This is a genomic window from Larkinella sp. C7, assembly GCF_006149005.1.
Lineage (GTDB): Bacteria > Bacteroidota > Bacteroidia > Cytophagales > Spirosomataceae > Larkinella.
The window spans coordinates 472,281-490,871 of the sequence record NZ_VBSL01000006.1; the positions used below are offsets into that span (position 1 = coordinate 472,281).

Genomic DNA, 18,591 nt, shown 5'->3' on the forward strand with positions numbered 1-18,591 from the left:
GTTTCAGGTCGTCAGGATTTTGCCGGGAACGCTGTTAAATTCACCGCTGCCGGGAATAAACGGGAACCGGCGAATCGTTTCATCAGTCAAGTCAATGCCCAAACCCGGTTTTTCGGGGCGCACTACGTAACCGTTTTTCAGTTGCAGACTGTCGCCGATGACTTCGCTGTGCAGCGGACCATAGGCGGGAGCGACTTCCAGAATCACCGTGTTCGGGCAGGCAAAACCGCAGTGGATATTCTGCATCTGCGAACCGCCCGCTCCCCAGGCATGGGGCGCAATCTTCTGTCCGCGTTGCGCCAGACGGGAGGCCACCAGCATGAACTGATCCAGACCGGCGGTAAAGGAAGCATCGGGCTGGCCGATGCCAAAACTATCCTGCTCGATGAACGTCTGCCATTCGCAAACCGCCGTCAGGCATTCACCCCCGGCGATGATCGTTTGGGTGTTCCGGCGCAGTTCGGCGTAGAGGTCGGGGCGGGTGTAGTGCAGCGGTTCTTCCAAACAGAAAAGGCGGTACGGTTCCAGCGCCCGCGCGACTACCGTGGCAGTTTCGAGTCCCCAGGTCAGCGTCGGACTATTGCCCATGTGGGCGTCGAACAGCAGCCAGAGGTCGTTGCCAAACTGCTGACGGACATAATCGGCTTTTTTTGCCTCTAAATCAGCCGCTTCAGTCGGGTCGATAGAAACATGAAAACCGGAATCTTTCCAGTACGCCCCGGCTCCGATTTTAACACCCTGAAACCCCAGTGACTGATAAAAGGCCACTTTGTCGCCCAGTTTTTCCAGCGGATAATTACTGGGGCCACCCGTCGCATAGCAGGGAAGTTGATCCGGGGCGGCAAATGGGTTTTCTGCGGTTTGTGGAAAACCGCCTTTCCACGCTTCGCCCAGTAGTTTGTAAACCGGAACGCCCATCAATTTTCCCTTCAAATCCCACAAAGCGGCTTCGATTCCGGCCAGCACAATGGCACCCAGGCCGACGCGGCACCAGAAATTGCCGCACTGGTACATCCGTTGCCACAATTCCGGAATGTCATCGACGGTATTGCCGATCAGAATCGGTTTGAAAAAATCCACAATGGCGGGGACGCCTTCCGGGAAAAAATACCCGGCGTAGGTTTCGCCCAAACCGGTCAGCCCGGCGTCGGTTTCGATGCGGATAAAAGCCGCACTGCGCAGTTTTCGCGCTTCGGAAAGATACGGGTCATTTGTACAGGGACCCGTCAGCAGGATGGTTTCGACGTTTGTAATTTTCATGTCAGTCCGGCAGTTCCTTAAACCGCTTTCGATTGAACGGCGATTTCAAGGGCCGCCACCGTAATGGGCTCTTTGCTTTGGTTTTCAATGACAATTTTGTTCCAGCCGTCGGTGATGAGCGAAACGGGAAACCGGTAGGTGTAGCCCACATGATCTTTGGTCAAATGCGTCAGCGACCCGCAGGGGAGGAGCAGTTTGGCGGTCGATTCGTTCTTGAGATTCGGCCAGCAGCCGTTGATCGAAACCGGCAGGTAGGTTGGTTTTTCGCCGGCTTTCAGCACCACCTGCACCAGCATTTCCAGATTCTGGTCGGCGGGTTCGGCGCACATGGCCAGTTGGAACGAACGTTGCGCAAAAGGGCCAATGCTGGCGGGCAACTGGGCGGGAAGCTCAAACGGGGTTGGATTGAAAAACGCCCCGGCGGTGCTAAAACAGTACTGTTTCGGTTTTCCCCGTAAAAAATTGAGCTTATCGATGTCGCGCAAGGCCGTGTAATCGGACCGAATGCCCGGAATTAACGGTTGATCCGTACAGAAAAAGTTGAACCATTCGATGCCCTGCGCGCCCATGGCCAGTTTCGCGGCCGCATTGGCCCGCACAATTTCTGGACTGGCGCTAATGTACCGCATCCGCTCTTTGACGGTCCCCGACTCGTTCTGCGTGGGCAGGCTGTTGGCGCCATCGTCTACGGAACCGTAGATGGTCACGCGGTCGCCCAGGCGTTTTCGGAATTCGTCGTGCGGCATGTCCCAGGTGGTGGCCCAGAAACCCGCCGGAATGACGAAATCAAGGGTTCCGTCCTGACACAGCGTGACCACATCCACGCCAATGGCTTTCAGTTGGTCCAGTGCTCCCGGAATGCGCATCCCGAACGGATACGGTTTTCCGGTTTTCTTCGCCTGACGCTGCGTGAGCGCGCGAATCTGGCGAAACCAGTCGTTCATCATCGCGATGGTTTCGGGCGAGGCACCGGGTTCGCAGCAGAGCGGTTGGCGCCACCAGTCCAGTTCCAGGCCTTCATAATCGTAGTCTTCCACCACTTCCCGAATCTGCTCGAACATCAGGGCGCGGACTTCCGGTTTTTCGTAATTCAACCCGATCCGGTCCTGCGCATTCTGCAAGCCGTACGAAGCGTGTTGCAGCCGCATCTCTTTCTTCTTAAAAAGCGGCAGATTGAAAAAGCTGCCTTCCGGGTTGCGACTCCCGTGCATGTCGTTCATGCGAATGCTGACCCAGGGCGAGATTTTCCGGCGTCGACACGCTTTGGCGGTTTCGGCCAGCCAGTCCACGCCCGCGTCGATCAGATCCTGATAACGGTCCATGAAACGCGAGAAATTATCGAGAAATTCTTCGACGGCTTCCGGTTCGGTGATGCCCTGACAGACGGCGTGGCCGCGAAAAAAGTCGCGGTCGCCCCGTTTGTAGCCATCGAGAATGCTGGGGATTTTTTTGCTGGGATACCAGGCGCGGTTGGCGTTGGCGTTGATCACGAAGGTATCAATCCCGTTGTCGGCCAATACATCCACGTAACGGTGAATGGCTTTGGCTTTGAACGGCCCGCCCACCGCTACCGGTTTGGTACCCATTTTGCCGGTGCGCGGATTGGCAACGGTTTTCAGCGAATAGTCTTCGGGTTGCCAGAGCTCCGGATTGTAAAAATACACGCAGGTATCACCGTTGAACAGGTTGCGGTGTTTGTCCAACGCCGGTTTTTTGGGCGGTGTCGTCCGCTGTTCACCGGCGTGCGACACCGGCTCGTCGTCCGATGAACCTTCCAGCAGATTTGGCAAGACCGGAACGGCCGTGGCACTGATCAAGCCCGTCCGCAGGAAGTCTCGCCGGGTTTTCATTTTTTCAGATCTCATGACAACTCGTTAAGGGAAAGTGGGGTGATTTATGCCCGTAGGATCACTGATATGTACAAAAGTAACTGCTGCCGGTTGGCTATTCTCTTACTTTTAGGTGCAATTCTGATACTTTCTTTCAGGCAGGATGCCATTTGGGCGAAGCCATCCCGTAACCTGCCAGGGTTTACGGGAGATCCCCGTCTTTTCTCAAAAGTAGCAGGGATTGACTCATTTGTGACAGCGTTTTTTCGTCCGAAAGCGGACCTTTAATTCATCCAAAACGGACAACCAAACCAAACTTCCTACGCCATGAAAACGATCCTCCACTCCCTGTTCGTTGCTTCTTCCCTGACGCTGATGAGCGCTCCTTCCGTCCAGGCTGACCGCTACAAATCCATCGCCCCCAAGGAGGTGACCGAGGTGGCTGCGCAGAATAGATTAAAAAACGATCTGACGTATTCGACGGCGGCTTATAAACATCCGAATAAAATAACCGCTGCCCGTCAGTGGGAGCCGGAATCGGGGGTAGAATTCCGGATTCGGAACCGCAAGGCGCAGGAAATTACCGGCTACCGGGAACACCAACGCCGGGGTGGTTTGGGCGATACCGCCATTGCGATTCCTTCAAAACCGGCTTTCGTGAACCGGAATTATAAACCGCAGAATAGAATAGCCGACTAGTCGCAGAAATTACGGGGTAAAAACATCCTTCAAGGCTCTCAGCGCGGCATGATGCCCGCACATGCCGTGCACACCGCCCCCCGGTGGGGTAGACGACGAGCAGATGTAAAGTCCTTTTGCAGAAGTTCGGTAGGGCGACCAGCGCAGCGCGGGCCGGGTGAAAAGCTGACCGATGTCGATGATGCCGCCGTTGATGTCGCCCCCGATGTAGTTGGGGTTGTGCGCTTCCATCTGGGCAGGGTTCATCGTGCTTCGGGCCAGAATCCGGTCGCGGAAACCGGGAGCAAACCGCTCGATCTGGTTTTCAATAGCCGTGGTCATGTCCACCGTCGACCCGTTTGGAATGTGGCAATAAGCCCAGGCGGTGTGCTTCCCCGCCGGGGCCCGCGTCGCGTCGAACAGGCTTTGCTGGGCGAGCAGAACATACGGTTTTTCGGGATGCTGGCCTTTCGAAGACCGCAGTTCCGAGTCGGCGATTTCTTCCAGCGTATTGCCCAGGTGAACCGTACCGGCTTGTCGGCAGCTTTCCACCGTGAACGGAATCGGGCCGTCCAGTGCCCAGTCGACCTTGAAAACACCCATGCCGTAGCGGTATCGGTTCAGTTGCCAGCGATAGAGCGGAGAAAACCGGTGTCCGGCAATTTGCAGGAGTTGTTTGGGCGTAATGTCGAACAAAACCGCCTTCGAAGAGGGCAGTTGCGCCAGCGAAGAGACGTAAAAATTGGTTTCGATTTTACCACCCAACGAGATAAAGTAGGCGGCTAATGCCCTGGCAATCTGTTGCGAACCACCTTTGGGTAAGGGCCAGCCCCGCACGTGAGCCGCCGTCATCAGCACGAGGGCAATGGCCGAGGTCGTGAAATTAGACAGGGGCTGAATGGAATGAGCGGCCATGCCCGCCAGCAACCCTTTGGCCTGTGGGGTCTCGAATAATTTCGCCAGCCAGGTTACCGGCGGCAGGGCTTTCAGACCAAATTGGGCAAAATCCAGCGGGTGTTTGGGAAAGGTCAAGGGACCCAACACGTCGAAGTCGATGCGGGGCCACTGCTCGATCAGCGGTTTGAACAGGTTGCGGTACGTTTTTTCGTCTGACCCCAGTGAACGGGCGGTTTCGTCTACCGATCGGGTCAAAAGGGCCGCTGTGCCATCGTCGAACGGATGGGCTGCGGCAATGGGCGGCTCGATGTATTCCAGGCCAAAAGCACCGAGGGGTAGTGTCCGGAAAAACGGCGAGTTGACCGCCAGCGGGTGAATGGCCGAGCAGGTGTCGTGCATAAAACCGGGCAGCGTCAGTTCCGCCGACCGCAGTCCGCCCCCGATTTCGGGCTTGCCTTCCAGCACCAGCACCGAAAGCCCGGCCTGTTGCAAGGTGATGGCGGCTGCCAGCCCATTCGGACCGGAACCCACGACGACGGCGTCAAAATCAGTTTTATGCATGGCGTGAAAAAAAGGTTGTTACGCAGGGTGAAGCGGAGGCAATCAGAGTGAATCAGAGAAAAAGAAAGAAAAAAACTCTGATTCACTCTGATTGCCTCCGCTTCACTCTGTGTAACCATTGAAACTTCCGGCCGGAACAGCACCTGCCCGTTGAGTTTAACCTCCCAGGCCGTGATAGGGTTCAAATGAGAACCGGTATCTGTAGGGGATACAATTGTACGAATTAAACAATGTCTTTAATTTATCGAATTTGTGTGCGGTTGTGCTTTGATTTTAATTCTGATAAACCCTTTCTTTGGTACTCTATTAAATAAATAGAACAAGAAGAATAAAATTCGACTCCTTTCATTGGACTGTCACCATGAAAACGTTTAACTACCTGAACAAACATTCCCATCCGACACGTACGCTGTCAGAAGGGTGTTGCTTGTCCTGTTTGCCAACAGCCCTCTCTTCCTGCTGTTGTTGCTGTCTGTAATCTTCTGTTGTTCATTTGATCTTTTTTATCGTTAGTCAGCATGCTCCTGATTTAACCCGGCATGCTCTGAATGGGTCCTATTATTATAGTATTCCTATAGGAATGATAGTTAAAATCTGTTTTACAAGTTTACCAATTAGTCACCATGAGACATTTGTATGTGTTTGATTATGAAAGGATTCTAGCCCGATGGGTCTTTTCGATTTTTCTACTTTTGACCACACTGGTAGGGTATTCGCAAGGTCCGGTTAAAGGGCAGGTTATTTCTGAAGACGACCGCCAGGGTATTCCGGGAATCAATGTACTCATCAAAAACACGACTCAGGGCACTGTAACCGACGCGGCTGGAAATTTCCACATTCAGGCGTCTCCGAATGCCGTGCTGGTTTTTTCGGGTGTCGGTTTTATTCGACAGGAAGTGCCGGTCAACGGCAAAAGCCAGCTCGACGTGAAACTGGTGGTGGACAATCGGCAGTTAAATGAAGTCATCGTAGTGGGTTATGGCACGCAGAAAAAGAGCGATTTAACCGGAGCCGTAAGTTCGCTGGATTCAAAAGAATTCAACAAAGGCGTGCAAACGTCGGTGGATCAGTTGATTGCCGGGCGAGCCGCCGGGGTGCAGATTACGCAGGCCAGCGCCGAACCGGGCGGGGGTGTCACCATCCGCATCCGGGGTGCCAACTCCATCAACGCCAACAACGAACCGTTGTACGTGATCGACGGCCTGCCCATCGACAATTCGCCCGTGGTACCCAACTCGCCGGTGATTACGGACGGAGCGGTGCGCAACCCGTTGAATGCGCTTAATCCGGCTGACATCGAATCAATTGAGATTCTGAAAGATGCGTCGGCCACGGCCATTTACGGATCGCGGGGGGCCAATGGGGTTATTTTGGTGACGACCAAAAAAGGGACAAAAGGCAAGCTGAAGGTCAATTACAACGCTTACACGGCTTTTCAGAATGTGACCAAAACCATCCCGATGCTGAACACGCAGCAGTACATCAGTTTGCTGAACGATCTGAAAAAGGACCAGGGACTGGCACCGGAATTTACGAGTGAACAAATTGCCGCCATCGGCAACGGAACCAACTGGCAGCAGGAAATTTACCGACCGGGCTACACGCGCAATCACCAGTTGGCTTTTTCGGGTGGTCAGGATAAATTTAACTACTACGCATCGGTCAATTACTACGATCAGAAGGGCGTCATCATCAGTTCCGGGATCAAAAAATACATTGGCCGCGCCAATCTGACCTACAACGACGACCGGTTTAAGTTTGGGCTGAATCTGAATTCGAGTCTGGTAAAAGACGATTTTGTACCGAACGGCGTCAGCATCAACGAAGGAGCCGGAGTGGTCAATACCGCCATTTTTCAGGACCCGACCCTGCCAATCCGGGACGCGAATGGCAATTACGCCCAGACGCTGATCGTGAACCTGGAAAACCCGGTGGCACTGGCCAACGAAGTGACGGATGTGGCCGAAACCAACCGCACGTTTGGGAATATCTTTGCCGAATATTTCATTTTGCCCGAACTGTCGGTGAAAGTCAATGCCGGAACGGACCGGCAAACCGCCCGTCGCGACAGCTACCTTTCGCGCCAGACCCGTCGCGGTCAGGCCACCAACGGGATTGCCGACGCGCAGGCCAGCAGCGCCAGCAACTATCTGCTTGAATTGACGGCCCGCTACAGCAAAACGTTCAGCGATATTCACAAAGTAGAGGTGCTGGGCGGGTATACCTACCAGCAGTTTGAGAACAACTACATCGGAGCCGGTTCACAAAATTTCTCGTCGGATGCGTTGTTGTTCAATAATTTAGCCGCTGGTGCCCGCTCGACCTTCGATGTGGCTTCGGGCCGGAATCAGAACCAGCTTCAGTCGTATCTGGGGCGCGTCAACTACAATTTGCTGGATAAATATTTGCTGACGGCTTCGTTCCGGGCCGACGGTTCATCGCGGTTTGGCGAGAACAACAAGTTCGGTTTTTTTCCCTCGGTTGCGCTCGGCTGGCGCATCAAAGAAGAAGATTTTCTGAAGAGCATCACGGTTTTGTCGGACCTGAAACTGCGCGGAAGCTACGGGTTAACGGGAAATCAGGACATCGGGAGTTACAAATCTCTCGTGTTGCTGGGGCCACAGGGGAACGCCATTTTCGACGGCGTTTCGTACGTCGGCGTGTCCACCACGCAGTTGCCCAATGCCAATCTGAAATGGGAAACCACGGGCCAGCTCGACATTGGTCTTGATTTTGGCCTCTTCGGGAACCGGCTGACAGGGTCCATCGATTACTTCAATAAGAACACCAGAGACCTGCTTTTACAACTTCCCGTTCCGCGCACAACCGGTTTTTCGACGACCTTCAAGAACGTGGGCGGCATGAAAAACCAGGGTTTGGAAATCACGCTGAGCACGGTCAACATCCAGAAACCGTTCACCTGGCGGTCATCGGTCAATTTCTCGCTGATTCGCAATGAAGTGACTGATCTGGCGGGACTTCCGTATATCCTGCAAGGCGAAGCCGGTTTCTCCAAAGACTTCAGCATCATCCGCAAAGGCGAACCGCTGAACTCGTTTTTCGGCTACGTCATCGACGGCGTTTACCAACTGGGCGACAACATCAAATCGTCTCCGCAGCCGCTGGCCAGCCCCGGCGATTACCGCTACCGGGACGTCAACGGCGACGGGCAAATCACGACCGCCGACCGCACGATTCTGGGTTCACCGTTTCCGAGCTACACGTTCGGGATCAACAACGACTTCGCCTACGGTCCGCTGACGTTCTCTTTCTTTTTGCAGGGCGTGCAGGGCAGCAGCGTTTTCAACCTGAACCGCACCGAATCCGAAAACCCGATTTCGTTCCGCCGTAACCGCCTGGCCGAATCGTATACCGACCGCTGGACGCCCACGAACCCGACCAACAACAACCCATCCGGTATTGCGCCGAAAGTGGCGTATGCGACCAACATCAACAGCCGTGCCGTCGAAGATGCCTCGTTCATTCGGCTGAAAACCGTTCAACTGGCCTACAACCTGCCGTTGGCGAAACTGAATTTCATCCGGAGCGCCCAGCTTTATGTGACTGGCCAGAACCTGTTTACGATCACGAACTACACCGGTTCCGACCCCGAAGTGAGCGCATTTGGCACGTCGAACGTCCGGGCGGATTACAATTCGTATCCGCTGACGCGGACGTATACCGTGGGTCTGAATCTTAATTTTTAACCGACATTTCTCATGAAAAAGATATTCTATTTACTCATTGTCAGCTTGTTGATCGGGTGCGCCGACCCGCTGGAAGAAGAAGTCTATTCCGCTTTCGGCCCCAATAACTTCTTCCAGAAAGCCGACGATGCCGAAGGCTTACTCAACTCGGCGTATGCAGTGGAACAACGCCGGGGTTTTCGGAATTATCTGCTGATGGCTGAGGTCAATACCGACCTGCTAATCAACCGGGAAGGCGGTCTGCGGAGTCTGGCGCAACCACTGGAAGATTTTACCTGGAACGCGTCGCACGAGTTTTTCGAAACCGCCTGGACCACGCATTACCGGACCATTTACCGGACAAATCTGATTCTGGATCAGGTGCCTGCGATTGCGATGCCCGACGCCCGGAAAGCCCAGATTCTGGCCGAAGCCCGGTTTTTACGCGCCAGCGCCTACCAGACCCTGTACGAATTGTTCGGGCCGGTTCCGCTGATCACGAGCAGCACCATCAGCAGTGACGACCGGCCCAGCCGCGCCACCAAAGAAGAATTTGTCGCCTTCGTCGAAACCGAATTCAAAGCCGTTGCTGACGTTTTGCCGGCGGTTTCGACCCAATACGGACGGGCTACGAAAGGGGCCGCTCTGTCGTTGCTGACCCGGTTTCATCTGAACAACAAGAAATGGCAGGAAACAGCCGAAACCGCCAAGAAAGTCATTGATCTAAATGTATATCAGTTGTTTAATACAACGAATCGGACCAATCTGTTCGATATTGCCAACGAAAAAAACAGCGAGTTTATCTACATTCGTCCCAATCTGGCCCAGCCGGGTTTGGGCGATAATTACATGCCGCACGCGGCCCCGCCGAATTACAAATTCAAAACTGCGCCCAAAACCAATTATGCGACGCAATTGAAAACGTTATCGGCTTTTTATAACACCTTCGACCCGGCTGACCAACGGCGGCAGGCCATCATTACGGAGTACGAGGATGTCAACGGAAAAATTATCAAGCTCGGAACCGATGATGTTCGTAGTTTTAAGTTCAAGGAGGACCTGAGCGCGACCGGCGAAGTGATGGGCAACGATTTTCCGGTGTATCGCTACGCCGACATTCTGCTCAGCCGCGCCGAAGCCCTCAACGAACTGAGCGGCCCGACGCCGGAAGCCATCGACCTGATCAACCAGGTGCGGACGAAAGCAGGCGTTGCGTTGTTGAAAATTGGCGATTTTGCGTCCAAAGAAGCGTTGCGGGCGCATCTGCTGAAAGAACGCGGCTGGGAATTTTTTTCGGAGGAACTCCGTCGGCAGGACTTGATCCGGCACGGCAAATTCATCGAATTTGCCAAAGCACGCGGAAAAGTCGCTTTCGATTACCAGGTCCTGTTTCCGTTGCCACAAAGCGAAATTGACCGGAATCCGAGCCTGAAACAGAATGACGGTTATAAATGAGATGACATAAAACCAACCAAACAGCCTGAAAGGCTGCTATCACTAGCCCCGGGTATAACCCGGGGGGGCGGTCCGGCACAACCGGAATCCGGGGGTTATATCGAATTCCACGGCCCAACCGGAATCCTGGGTTATATCGAATTGCGGGGTTGCACCGGAATTGGGGTTATATCGGATTCCTGTTGCACCCAACCGGTCCCCGGGTTAAACCCGGGGCTAGTGATTGGCAACCCTTTGGGCTTTTTGTTGGCGTAAGCTACTTATTTAAAAGATTTTCTAGGGATGAATAGTTTTTCGATGAAAACGGGTTTGATGATCAGCCTTATCGTGCTGGTAATTGGTGGTTCTGTCGCTCAAAAACGGACACCGCCCAACATCGTCGTTTTTCTGGTCGATGACATGGGCTGGCAGGACACGTCGGTGCCGTTCTGGAAACAGGTGACGGAGTTGAACCGGCGGTATCGGACGCCCAACATGGAACGGCTGGCGCGGGAAGGGCTGAAGTTTACGAATGCTTACGCCATGCCGGTTTGTACGCCCACCCGCACGAGTCTGCTGAGTGGCGTCAACTCGGCCCACAGCCGGATCACGCACTGGACATCACCGAATAAAGACAAAAATACCGATTACCCGGACACCACACTGAATTCCGTCGACTGGAATTACAACGGGTTGAGTCCGGTTGCCGGAATTGAGCACACGTTTCACGCGACGCCCTTGCCAACGTTGCTGAGTCAAAACGGGTATTACACGATTCATACCGGAAAAGCCCACTTCGGTTCGGCCGGAACGCCGGGTGCTGATCCGAAAAATCTGGGGTTTCAGGTGAACATTGCCGGGAATGAAATCGGACATCCAGCCAGCTATTTAGGAACCGATAACTACGACCGGCCCAGTAATGGAAAGCCCAACCGCAACGCCGTTCCGGGACTGGAAGCGTACCACGGCAAAGACGTTTTTCTGAGCGAAGCACTCACGCTTGAAGCCCTGAAAGCCGTGGAGGTGCCGATTCAGAAAAAGCAGCCGTTCTTTCTCTATTTCAGTCACTACGCCGTTCATACGCCGATTATGGCCGACAAGCGGTTTTTAGATCACTACCTGAAAACCGGGTTGGATAGCACCGAAGCCAAGTATGCGTCGCTGGTGGAAGGCATGGACAAGAGCCTGGGCGACCTGCTGAATTTTCTGGACGAACGCAAGATGACGGACAATACCGTGGTCATTTTTATGTCCGACAACGGCGGATTGAGCACCACGCCGTTGCGGGGTGGTCAGGAACACACGCACAACCTGCCGTTGCGGGCCGGAAAAGGATCGGTTTATGAAGGCGGTATTCGCGAGCCGATGCTGGTGCGCTGGCCGGGCGTGGTCAAACCGGGTGGTGTGACGGAGCAGTATGTCATTGTTGAAGACTTCTTTCCGACCATTCTGGCGATAGCCGACGTGAAAAAACCGGCGGTTGTGCAGCAGATCGATGGCCGGTCGTTTCTGCCGCTGCTGAAAAATCCGGCGTTGAAAGACAACGGGCGGGCGCTTGTCTGGCACCACCCCAACCGCTGGATTCCGGCCGAAGGGCCAATGCTGCACTGGGCGAGCGGGATTCGGCAGGGCGACTGGAAACTGGTGTATGACCACCGGAGCGCGGCCCTGGAATTGTATAACCTGAAAAACGATATTAGCGAACAACAAAATTTGGCGACAGCGCATCCCGATAAAGTAAAACAGCTCGCTTTGTTGCTTACTAAACAATTAAAGACCTGGAACGCGCAGATGCCGACGTTCAAAAAAACCGGTAAAGCGGTGGCGTGGCCGGAAGACGTAATTCCGTGAACGGTTTACGGCAAGTTACTCCGTTTTGTTGGAATGCGTCAGCCAACTGTATACCGAAAACCGTAAACTACAATTAACTAGGAATCAAAAAGTAACGATAATGAATTTAAAAATTGGAGTAGGAATTCTCGTGGTCATTTCGGCACTGGCGGCCGTGTTGGTGGTGATTCCTGGGTATTCGCCGAAGGAACCGGAAACCGTTCAGGCAACCCGGCCTAATGTGATTTTTATCTTTTCCGACGACCACGCTTACCAGGCCATCAGCGCCTACGGCAGCAAACTTGCCAAAACGCCCAACATCGACCGGATTGCGAAAGAAGGTGCGATTCTGTACAACAACGTCGTCACCAATTCCATTTGCGGACCCAGCCGGGCCACGCTTCTGACCGGGAAATACAGCCACCTCAACGGCTACAAAGTCAACGAGCGGAAGTTTGAAATCAACCAGCCGGTTTTTCCGGAAGAGTTGCAGAAAAACGGCTACCAAACTGCCTGGATCGGCAAAATGCATTTGGGTAGTTTACCACACGGGTTCAATTACCTCAATGTGTTGCCGGGGCAGGGTCATTATTACGGCCCAACATTCATCAACTCCAACGGCGATACCACCCGGTATCCGGGCTATGTAACCAACGTCGTGACGAAACTTTCGCTGGACTGGCTGAACCAGCGGGATGCATCCAAACCGTTCTTTCTGGTCGTGGGCCACAAAGCGACGCACCGCGAATGGTTGCCCGATTTGCAGGATCTGGGGGCGTATGACAACGTGAATTTTCCGCTGCCCGCGACGTTTTATGACAACTACGAAGGCCGGGAAGCCGCCAAGAACCAGGATATGACCATCGACAAAACGATGCGGTTGAAGGAAGACCTGAAAGTACACGCGGATTACGAGAAAAGCGGGATTTATAACCGGTTTTCGCCCGCCGAGAAAAAAGCATTTTATGAGTATTACGAAAATAAGGTCAGTAAAGAGTTTGACGAGAAAAAGCTGAGCGGAAAAGCCCTGGCCGAGTGGAAATTTCAGCGGTATCTGCGGGATTATCTGGCTACGGCCAACTCGCTGGATCGCAACATTGGTGAACTACTGGATTACCTGGATAAATCGGGTCTGGCCAAAAATACCGTCGTCATTTATGCCTCCGATCAGGGTTTTTACCTGGGCGAACACGGCTGGTTCGACAAGCGGTTTATTTACGAACAATCGCTGAAAACGCCGTTTGTGATCCGGTATCCGGGCGTGATCAAACCGGGTACACAGGTCAACCAGCTCGTTTCCAACATCGACTGGGCTCCAACGGTGCTGAACCTGACGGGTACCGCCATTCCGAAAGAAATTCAGGGTGAGTCGTTTCTGCCGTTGCTGACGGGTAAAAAAGTGGCCTGGCGCAAAGATGCGTATTACCATTACTACGAATATCCGCAGCCGCACCACGTCTATCCGCACATCGGATTGCGGGGGGAACAATACAAACTGGTGCGGTTTTACGGGCCGAAAGACTACTGGGAACTGTTCGATCTGAAAAAAGATCCGCAGGAACTTCGGAACGTCTATGGCGTTAAAGGGTATGAAGCGATTACCGCTGACCTGAAAGCGAGACTCAAAGACCAAATCCGGAAATACAAGGATGATGAAGCACTCAAAATTGTGGAAAGTGGGATCTGACAGGAGGTATTGGGGCTATTTAACGATCTTATTTTGTGGCATTTTTCTGACCGTACTGGTGGGTTGCCAGTCGCAGAATCAATCGGCAGAAGAAGCTGCAAAGGCCGATAGTGCTGCACACTGCGTGGCGAAGGGAATGCCGTCGCGGTCGGCGGCTGTTCGGCAGGCGGCTTCCGTAACGGCGTCGGGCGAAAACGGCACGGATGACATGGTGTTGATTCCCGGCGGAACGTTCCAGATGGGTTCCGATGAGTTTCCTGATTCCCGCCCGCTTCATACCGTAAAAGTCAACGGTTTCTGGATGGACAAGCACGAGGTTACCAATGCCGAATTTGCCCGGTTCGTGGAAGCGACCAAGTATGTAACCGTAGCCGAACGACCGTTGAATCCGAAGGATTACCCCGGTGTTCCGGCGGATAAATTGGTGCCGGGCTCGGCGGTTTTTACACCCCCGAATCAGGCGGTGTCACTCGAAAATCCGCTGGTTTGGTGGCAATATGTCGCCGGAGCCAGTTGGAAAAAACCGGCCGGACCGCAGAGTGATTTGAAAGGGCGCGAAAACCAGCCGGTGGTACACGTTTGCTACGAAGATGCGGCTGCCTACGCGAAATGGGCCGGAAAGCGACTGCCAACCGAAGCCGAATGGGAGTTTGCCGCACAGGGCGGTAAAGGCAACCGGAAATACTACTGGGGCGAAGAGCTAAAACCGGCCGGTAAATGGGTCGCTAATATTTATCAGGGCAATTTCCCGAACCAGAACACGACGGAAGACGGTTTTGCCGGGATTGCGCCGGTTCAGACGTTTCCGCCGAATCCGTACGGCTTATATGACATGGACGGTAACGTCTGGGAGTGGTGCCAGGATTTGTACCGCCCTGATTATTACCGGAATAGCCCGAAAGAAAATCCCAAAGGCCCAACGGATAGCTACGATCCCGACGAACCGGGCGCAGTCAAATACGTCCAGCGGGGCGGCTCCTTCCTGTGCAGCGATCAGTATTGCATCCGCTACAAAGCCGGGAGCCGGGGCAAGGGCGAAGTGAGCAGCGGGAGCGATAACCTGGGATTTCGGTGTGTGCGGGATCAGTAACCAACCCGGTTCTCTTTATTCCTGTCTTCCGATGAAATGGATCACCCGCGAACGGCCGAAAATTGACCGTATTGCCTGTCCCTGGCTCATCAGGCGGTTTATCGACCCCGAAGCCGAGATTATTTTTGTGCCTGATTCGCAGGTAAAATTGCAGGCAGAAACACTTCAGGCCATCCCGTTCGACATTCCCGGCGTCGAGTTTACGCACTACGAAAACCAGTGCACGTTCGACTATTTTCTGAAAAAATACGATTTGAAAGACCCGGCCCTGCACGTCATGGCACCCATTATTCGGGGCGCAGATACCGACGACCATGCCGTGGCCAGCCAGTCGGCCGGTTTGTGGGCCATTTCGGCGGGCATGGCGTTTCTGATCCGGGATGATTACGAACTGCTGGAAAGAGGGATGTTTATCTACGATTCGCTCTACACGTGGGCCACCTATCTGCCACAGATGAAACACGTCCAGAGCCCGACGGAACACCTGCTCCTGCAAATTTACCGCACATATCTGACCCAAAAAGGCGCGAAGAAAACGAAAGCTCCTGCCTGGACCGCCGAACTTCGGGATATGATTCAGAATCATATCGATACCAATCTGAGTTTGAATCTGAAGACGGTTTCCGAAGATTTGAACATCCATCCGACGTATTTGTCACGGGAGTTTTCCCGGTATTTCGATGACCTCTCGTTCGGGGAGTACATCCGCAAACTTCGGATCGAAAAAGCGATTCAACTGCTCGAAACGTCCACCCATTCCCTGTCTGAAATCGGGTACCTGACCGGTTTTTCGGACCAGAGCCATTTTACCCGCATTTTCCGGCAGCACACCGGAAAAAGTCCTTCTGAGTTCCGAAAAAATCTCGCCAAACGTAAAGCCGATCCCAAAGGTTAATTCTGTTCTATTTTGCCAGCGCAGGACTTTCTAGCATTGCAGTGAGGATGCCCATTGATGAGTCGGGTGTCGGTAGGTTTCACCAAAATGCGTTGATTGCCGTGCTTATTTTTAGAAGAATTGCTGTATTAAGCCTGCTCAGTTTGGCATTGGCTGGTGTATCGAAAACCGCCAATGCCCAGGAAACCCCGCCCGTTTATCCCCGAATCGCCGGGTATGTTGGCATTCTGCATCCTTTGGTAACGTTCAGCGGAGAAGAAACCGTCACGAATTTCGATGCCTATTACATCGTGGGATTGCCAACCGGAATCAACATCTGGAAAAGCCCGAAAATTGGTTTTTCGGTTGAAATCGTGCCCTTGATCCGGGCAGAGAATGGGACCAGCAAAGTCGGAAATCTGCTGTTTCACCCCGGCGTTTTGGTGAGTCTGGGACACGGTTTTACGCTGGCAGGACGGGCGGCTTTCGAAACCGCCGGGCGCTACGGTTTTACGCCGGTGTTGAACAAGATCGTCAAAAAGAACAAAAACAGCGGGTATTTCGTGGCCGTACCGTTGCCGGTGCGGTTTGGAAACAACCATCCCGCCAACGTCACCATCGGTTTTCAGTTTGGCATCAGCTTCTGAACCGCTTATTCCGCCGGTTTCACCTCCTTCACCATCTGCGCCGTAATCAGTTTTTTATCGGACGAATTCCCCCACGAATTCAGGATGTAATTCATCACATCGGCCACTTCCTGCTCATTCAGGCCGGGTTCCGGCATCATATTGTCGTAGGTAACGCCGTTCACCTTGATCTCTCCCTGCAAGCCAAATTTAATGGCCTGAATGGCTTTGATTGGCGTTTTCAGCAGATAATCGGATTTCGCCAGGGGCGGAAACGTCTCGACCACGCCCTCGCCTTTGGCCATGTGGCAATTGATGCAATTCCCGGCATAGAGCATTTTGCCCCGCGCCATACTTTTTTCCAGCTCATTTTCAGGATCAGGCAGCATGGCGGAACAAAATACAAGGCCTGAAAGCAGCAAAAGCAGGGGTTTCATCATGGTAAGAAGGTCGAAATTCTGTAAAGGAAATTTTCGGTTGGTGTTACTCGCAACACGAACTGGTTAACGGGATAATCCGGTTGCAAGTTCACGGATCCCCTTTTCTCTAAAACCGAAGGCGGGTTCTGCCCTCCGCCCTATCGCACTATCTCTCTGCACATTATGGGTATACTACCCACTCAGAAGGCTTCCCGGCTTTTTTAAATACAAGTAAAAAAAGGAATGGCTCAATTATTGCCTCCGACTACCGGTAATTGATCGTGCATCAGGGGGCGTAGAAGCTCCTGGTGAATCCGATTTTTATCTACTCAACGTTATTTTTATGCATTCAACATTTTACCACCTGAAGAGGCTGGCTTTCGTGTCGGCACTCTTGCTTTTTCATCTGCAAGCCTGGGCCCAGCTCAGCCTGACTTCTCCCCTCAACCGAATCGTTTACCAACGCAATCAGAGCAACAAGGCGGCTATTCCGATCCGTGGCAACTGGCCCGCCAACACGACGCGGATCGATGCCAGAGCTGTCGCCCGGAATGGGCAAGGCCAGACGACCGGCTGGTTTACCATTGCGACCAGTGCCCAGGACGGGCAGTTTCAGGGGAGTTTACCAGCCTCCGGGGGGTGGTATACGCTGGAGGTGCGCGCCATGGTCGGCAGCACGCCGGTCGGCACCGCCAGCATCGAACGGGTCGGCGTCGGCGAGGTGTTTGTGGTGGCCGGTCATTCTGTTGCCCAGGGACAGGAGAACAACTTGGCCGGCAGCGACGACGAACGGGTCAATACAGTACCGGTTTTTCCGGAAACCTCCGCTTATTCGTCCTACGAAAGTACCGCCAATCCAGTCTATCTTCCCCGAAGTTTTGGCCACTACGAATCAGGTGTGACGCCCGCTCCATTCGCGCACGGGACCTACTTTTGGGCCAAAATGGGACAGGCGCTGACGCAACGTCTGAATGTTCCCGTTCTGCTTTTCAATGCAGCCTATGGGGGAACCAGCCTGGAGCACTGGGCGAAATCTGCTCTTGGTCAGTCATTTGAACACCCTTTTATCAACTCCTCCATCCGAATGCCGTATATCAATGTCAAAAATACGCTGCAGGTCTATTGCAGCCAAACCGGTATTCGCGGCATTCTCTCCGACCAGGGACAAAACGACTGGAGCAATACCAATGAAGATCAGGTGTTGCAATACTACCAGACCTGGGTCAATCAGACCCGGGCCGATCTGGGTTTTCCGTCGCTGGCCGTGGTGGTCAATCGGCAAACGCCCTACAAAACGCGTCCTGTGATTCGACGTGCACAGGAACGAATGATTCAAACGCCAAATTGTTTCCCTGGGCCTGACTATGATCTGTTGACGTCCAACGACCGGGCCGATGGGGTTCACCTGACGTTAGCAGGGGCGGCAAAAGCCGCCCAATACTGGTCGAATGCCCTGAATGATGCCTTCTTCTCGAATTCGACTCCGTATGTGTTGCCCGCTCTTTCCACGGCGCAACCGGTTGAAGAAACGCCAACAGAAAATCCACCCGTTGTTTCGGGTAACTTCGACGGGTATTTGACGCAGGAAGCCAGTTGCAGCACGCTTTCGGGTTGGGTGTATGACCGCAACAAACCCAACAACACGTTTACGGTGGAATTCTTCGACGGCTCCTCGATTGCCGAGGGTACGCTGATCGGTTCCATCGTGGCCAGCGACTTC

13 protein-coding genes are annotated in these 18,591 nt (G+C 53.6%); 9 read left to right on the plus strand and 4 right to left on the minus strand.

From position 1 onward, the window contains the following. Positions 1 to 3: 3 nt before the first annotated feature. Both FH871_RS18225 and FH871_RS18230 read right to left on the minus strand, forming a co-directional pair. Entirely contained in the window at positions 4 to 1,260 is a 1,257-nt protein-coding gene (locus tag FH871_RS18225) for a mandelate racemase/muconate lactonizing enzyme family protein (protein WP_138992834.1), read from the minus strand. Between the two features lie 17 nt (positions 1,261 to 1,277). After that, positions 1,278 to 3,110 (minus strand): hypothetical protein, encoded by a 1,833-nt coding sequence (locus FH871_RS18230; protein WP_229317369.1) that lies wholly within the window; start codon positions 3,108 to 3,110, stop codon positions 1,278 to 1,280. A 306-nt stretch (positions 3,111 to 3,416) separates the two neighbouring features. Between FH871_RS18230 and FH871_RS18235 the strand changes: the two genes are divergently transcribed. Beyond that, complete coding sequence (locus FH871_RS18235) at positions 3,417 to 3,788, plus strand: hypothetical protein (RefSeq protein WP_138992836.1); 372 nt, start codon at positions 3,417 to 3,419, stop codon at positions 3,786 to 3,788. A 9-nt stretch (positions 3,789 to 3,797) separates the two neighbouring features. Here FH871_RS18235 and FH871_RS18240 read toward each other — a convergent pair whose 3' ends face one another. After that, a complete protein-coding gene (locus FH871_RS18240) occupies positions 3,798 to 5,225 on the minus strand; it encodes an NAD(P)/FAD-dependent oxidoreductase (RefSeq protein WP_138992837.1) in 1,428 nt (475 codons plus the stop codon). Positions 5,226 to 5,917: 692 nt separating this feature from the next. Between FH871_RS18240 and FH871_RS18245 the strand changes: the two genes are divergently transcribed. From FH871_RS18245 to FH871_RS18275, 7 genes are all read left to right on the plus strand, one after another. After that, a complete protein-coding gene (locus FH871_RS18245) occupies positions 5,918 to 8,932 on the plus strand; it encodes a TonB-dependent receptor (RefSeq protein ID WP_171062880.1) in 3,015 nt (1,004 codons plus the stop codon). Positions 8,933 to 8,944: 12 nt separating this feature from the next. Then, positions 8,945 to 10,366, plus strand: coding sequence for a RagB/SusD family nutrient uptake outer membrane protein (locus FH871_RS18250; RefSeq protein WP_138992839.1), 1,422 nt, complete (start codon positions 8,945 to 8,947; stop codon positions 10,364 to 10,366). Positions 10,367 to 10,678: 312 nt separating this feature from the next. Then, the gene (locus tag FH871_RS18255; RefSeq protein WP_229317371.1) at positions 10,679 to 12,196 is read left to right on the plus strand and encodes a sulfatase; all 1,518 of its coding nucleotides are present in this window, start codon (positions 10,679 to 10,681) and stop codon (positions 12,194 to 12,196) included. Between the two features lie 100 nt (positions 12,197 to 12,296). Continuing rightward, entirely contained in the window at positions 12,297 to 13,862 is a 1,566-nt protein-coding gene (locus FH871_RS18260; protein WP_138992841.1) for a sulfatase, read from the plus strand. After that, entirely contained in the window at positions 13,828 to 14,952 is a 1,125-nt protein-coding gene (locus FH871_RS18265) for a formylglycine-generating enzyme family protein (protein ID WP_138992858.1), read from the plus strand. Before FH871_RS18260 ends, FH871_RS18265 begins: the two co-directional genes overlap by 35 nt. 31 nt (positions 14,953 to 14,983) lie before the next feature. Beyond that, complete coding sequence (locus FH871_RS18270) at positions 14,984 to 15,847, plus strand: chromate resistance protein ChrB domain-containing protein (protein ID WP_138992842.1); 864 nt, start codon at positions 14,984 to 14,986, stop codon at positions 15,845 to 15,847. Between the two features lie 143 nt (positions 15,848 to 15,990). Beyond that, on the plus strand, positions 15,991 to 16,473 hold the full coding sequence (locus tag FH871_RS18275) for a hypothetical protein (protein ID WP_229317373.1): 483 nt from the start codon (positions 15,991 to 15,993) through the stop codon (positions 16,471 to 16,473). A gap of 5 nt (positions 16,474 to 16,478) precedes the next feature. Here FH871_RS18275 and FH871_RS18280 read toward each other — a convergent pair whose 3' ends face one another. Continuing rightward, a complete protein-coding gene (locus FH871_RS18280) occupies positions 16,479 to 16,892 on the minus strand; it encodes a cytochrome c (RefSeq protein WP_229317375.1) in 414 nt (137 codons plus the stop codon). A gap of 322 nt (positions 16,893 to 17,214) precedes the next feature. On the opposite strand from FH871_RS18280, the gene FH871_RS18285 reads away from it, so the two are divergent. Next, positions 17,215 to 18,591: sialate O-acetylesterase (locus tag FH871_RS18285; RefSeq protein ID WP_138992843.1), on the plus strand; the 1,377-nt coding region annotated here is incomplete at its 3' end.

What these genes read in the sequence shown, in the direction of transcription:
- FH871_RS18235 (WP_138992836.1), top strand. Translation starts at nt 3,417, where the DNA reads ATGAAAACGATCCTCCACTCCCTGTTCGTTGCTTCTTCCCTGACGCTG.
- FH871_RS18240 (WP_138992837.1), bottom strand. Translation starts at nt 5,225, where the DNA reads ATGCATAAAACTGATTTTGACGCCGTCGTCGTGGGTTCCGGTCCGAAT.
- FH871_RS18225 (WP_138992834.1), bottom strand. Translation starts at nt 1,260, where the DNA reads ATGAAAATTACAAACGTCGAAACCATCCTGCTGACGGGTCCCTGTACA.
- FH871_RS18255 (WP_229317371.1), top strand. Translation starts at nt 10,679, where the DNA reads ATGATCAGCCTTATCGTGCTGGTAATTGGTGGTTCTGTCGCTCAAAAA.
- FH871_RS18265 (WP_138992858.1), top strand. Translation starts at nt 13,828, where the DNA reads ATGAAGCACTCAAAATTGTGGAAAGTGGGATCTGACAGGAGGTATTGG.
- FH871_RS18260 (WP_138992841.1), top strand. Translation starts at nt 12,297, where the DNA reads ATGAATTTAAAAATTGGAGTAGGAATTCTCGTGGTCATTTCGGCACTG.
- FH871_RS18280 (WP_229317375.1), bottom strand. Translation starts at nt 16,892, where the DNA reads ATGATGAAACCCCTGCTTTTGCTGCTTTCAGGCCTTGTATTTTGTTCC.
- FH871_RS18230 (WP_229317369.1), bottom strand. Translation starts at nt 3,110, where the DNA reads ATGAAAACCCGGCGAGACTTCCTGCGGACGGGCTTGATCAGTGCCACG.
- FH871_RS18250 (WP_138992839.1), top strand. Translation starts at nt 8,945, where the DNA reads ATGAAAAAGATATTCTATTTACTCATTGTCAGCTTGTTGATCGGGTGC.
- FH871_RS18270 (WP_138992842.1), top strand. Translation starts at nt 14,984, where the DNA reads ATGAAATGGATCACCCGCGAACGGCCGAAAATTGACCGTATTGCCTGT.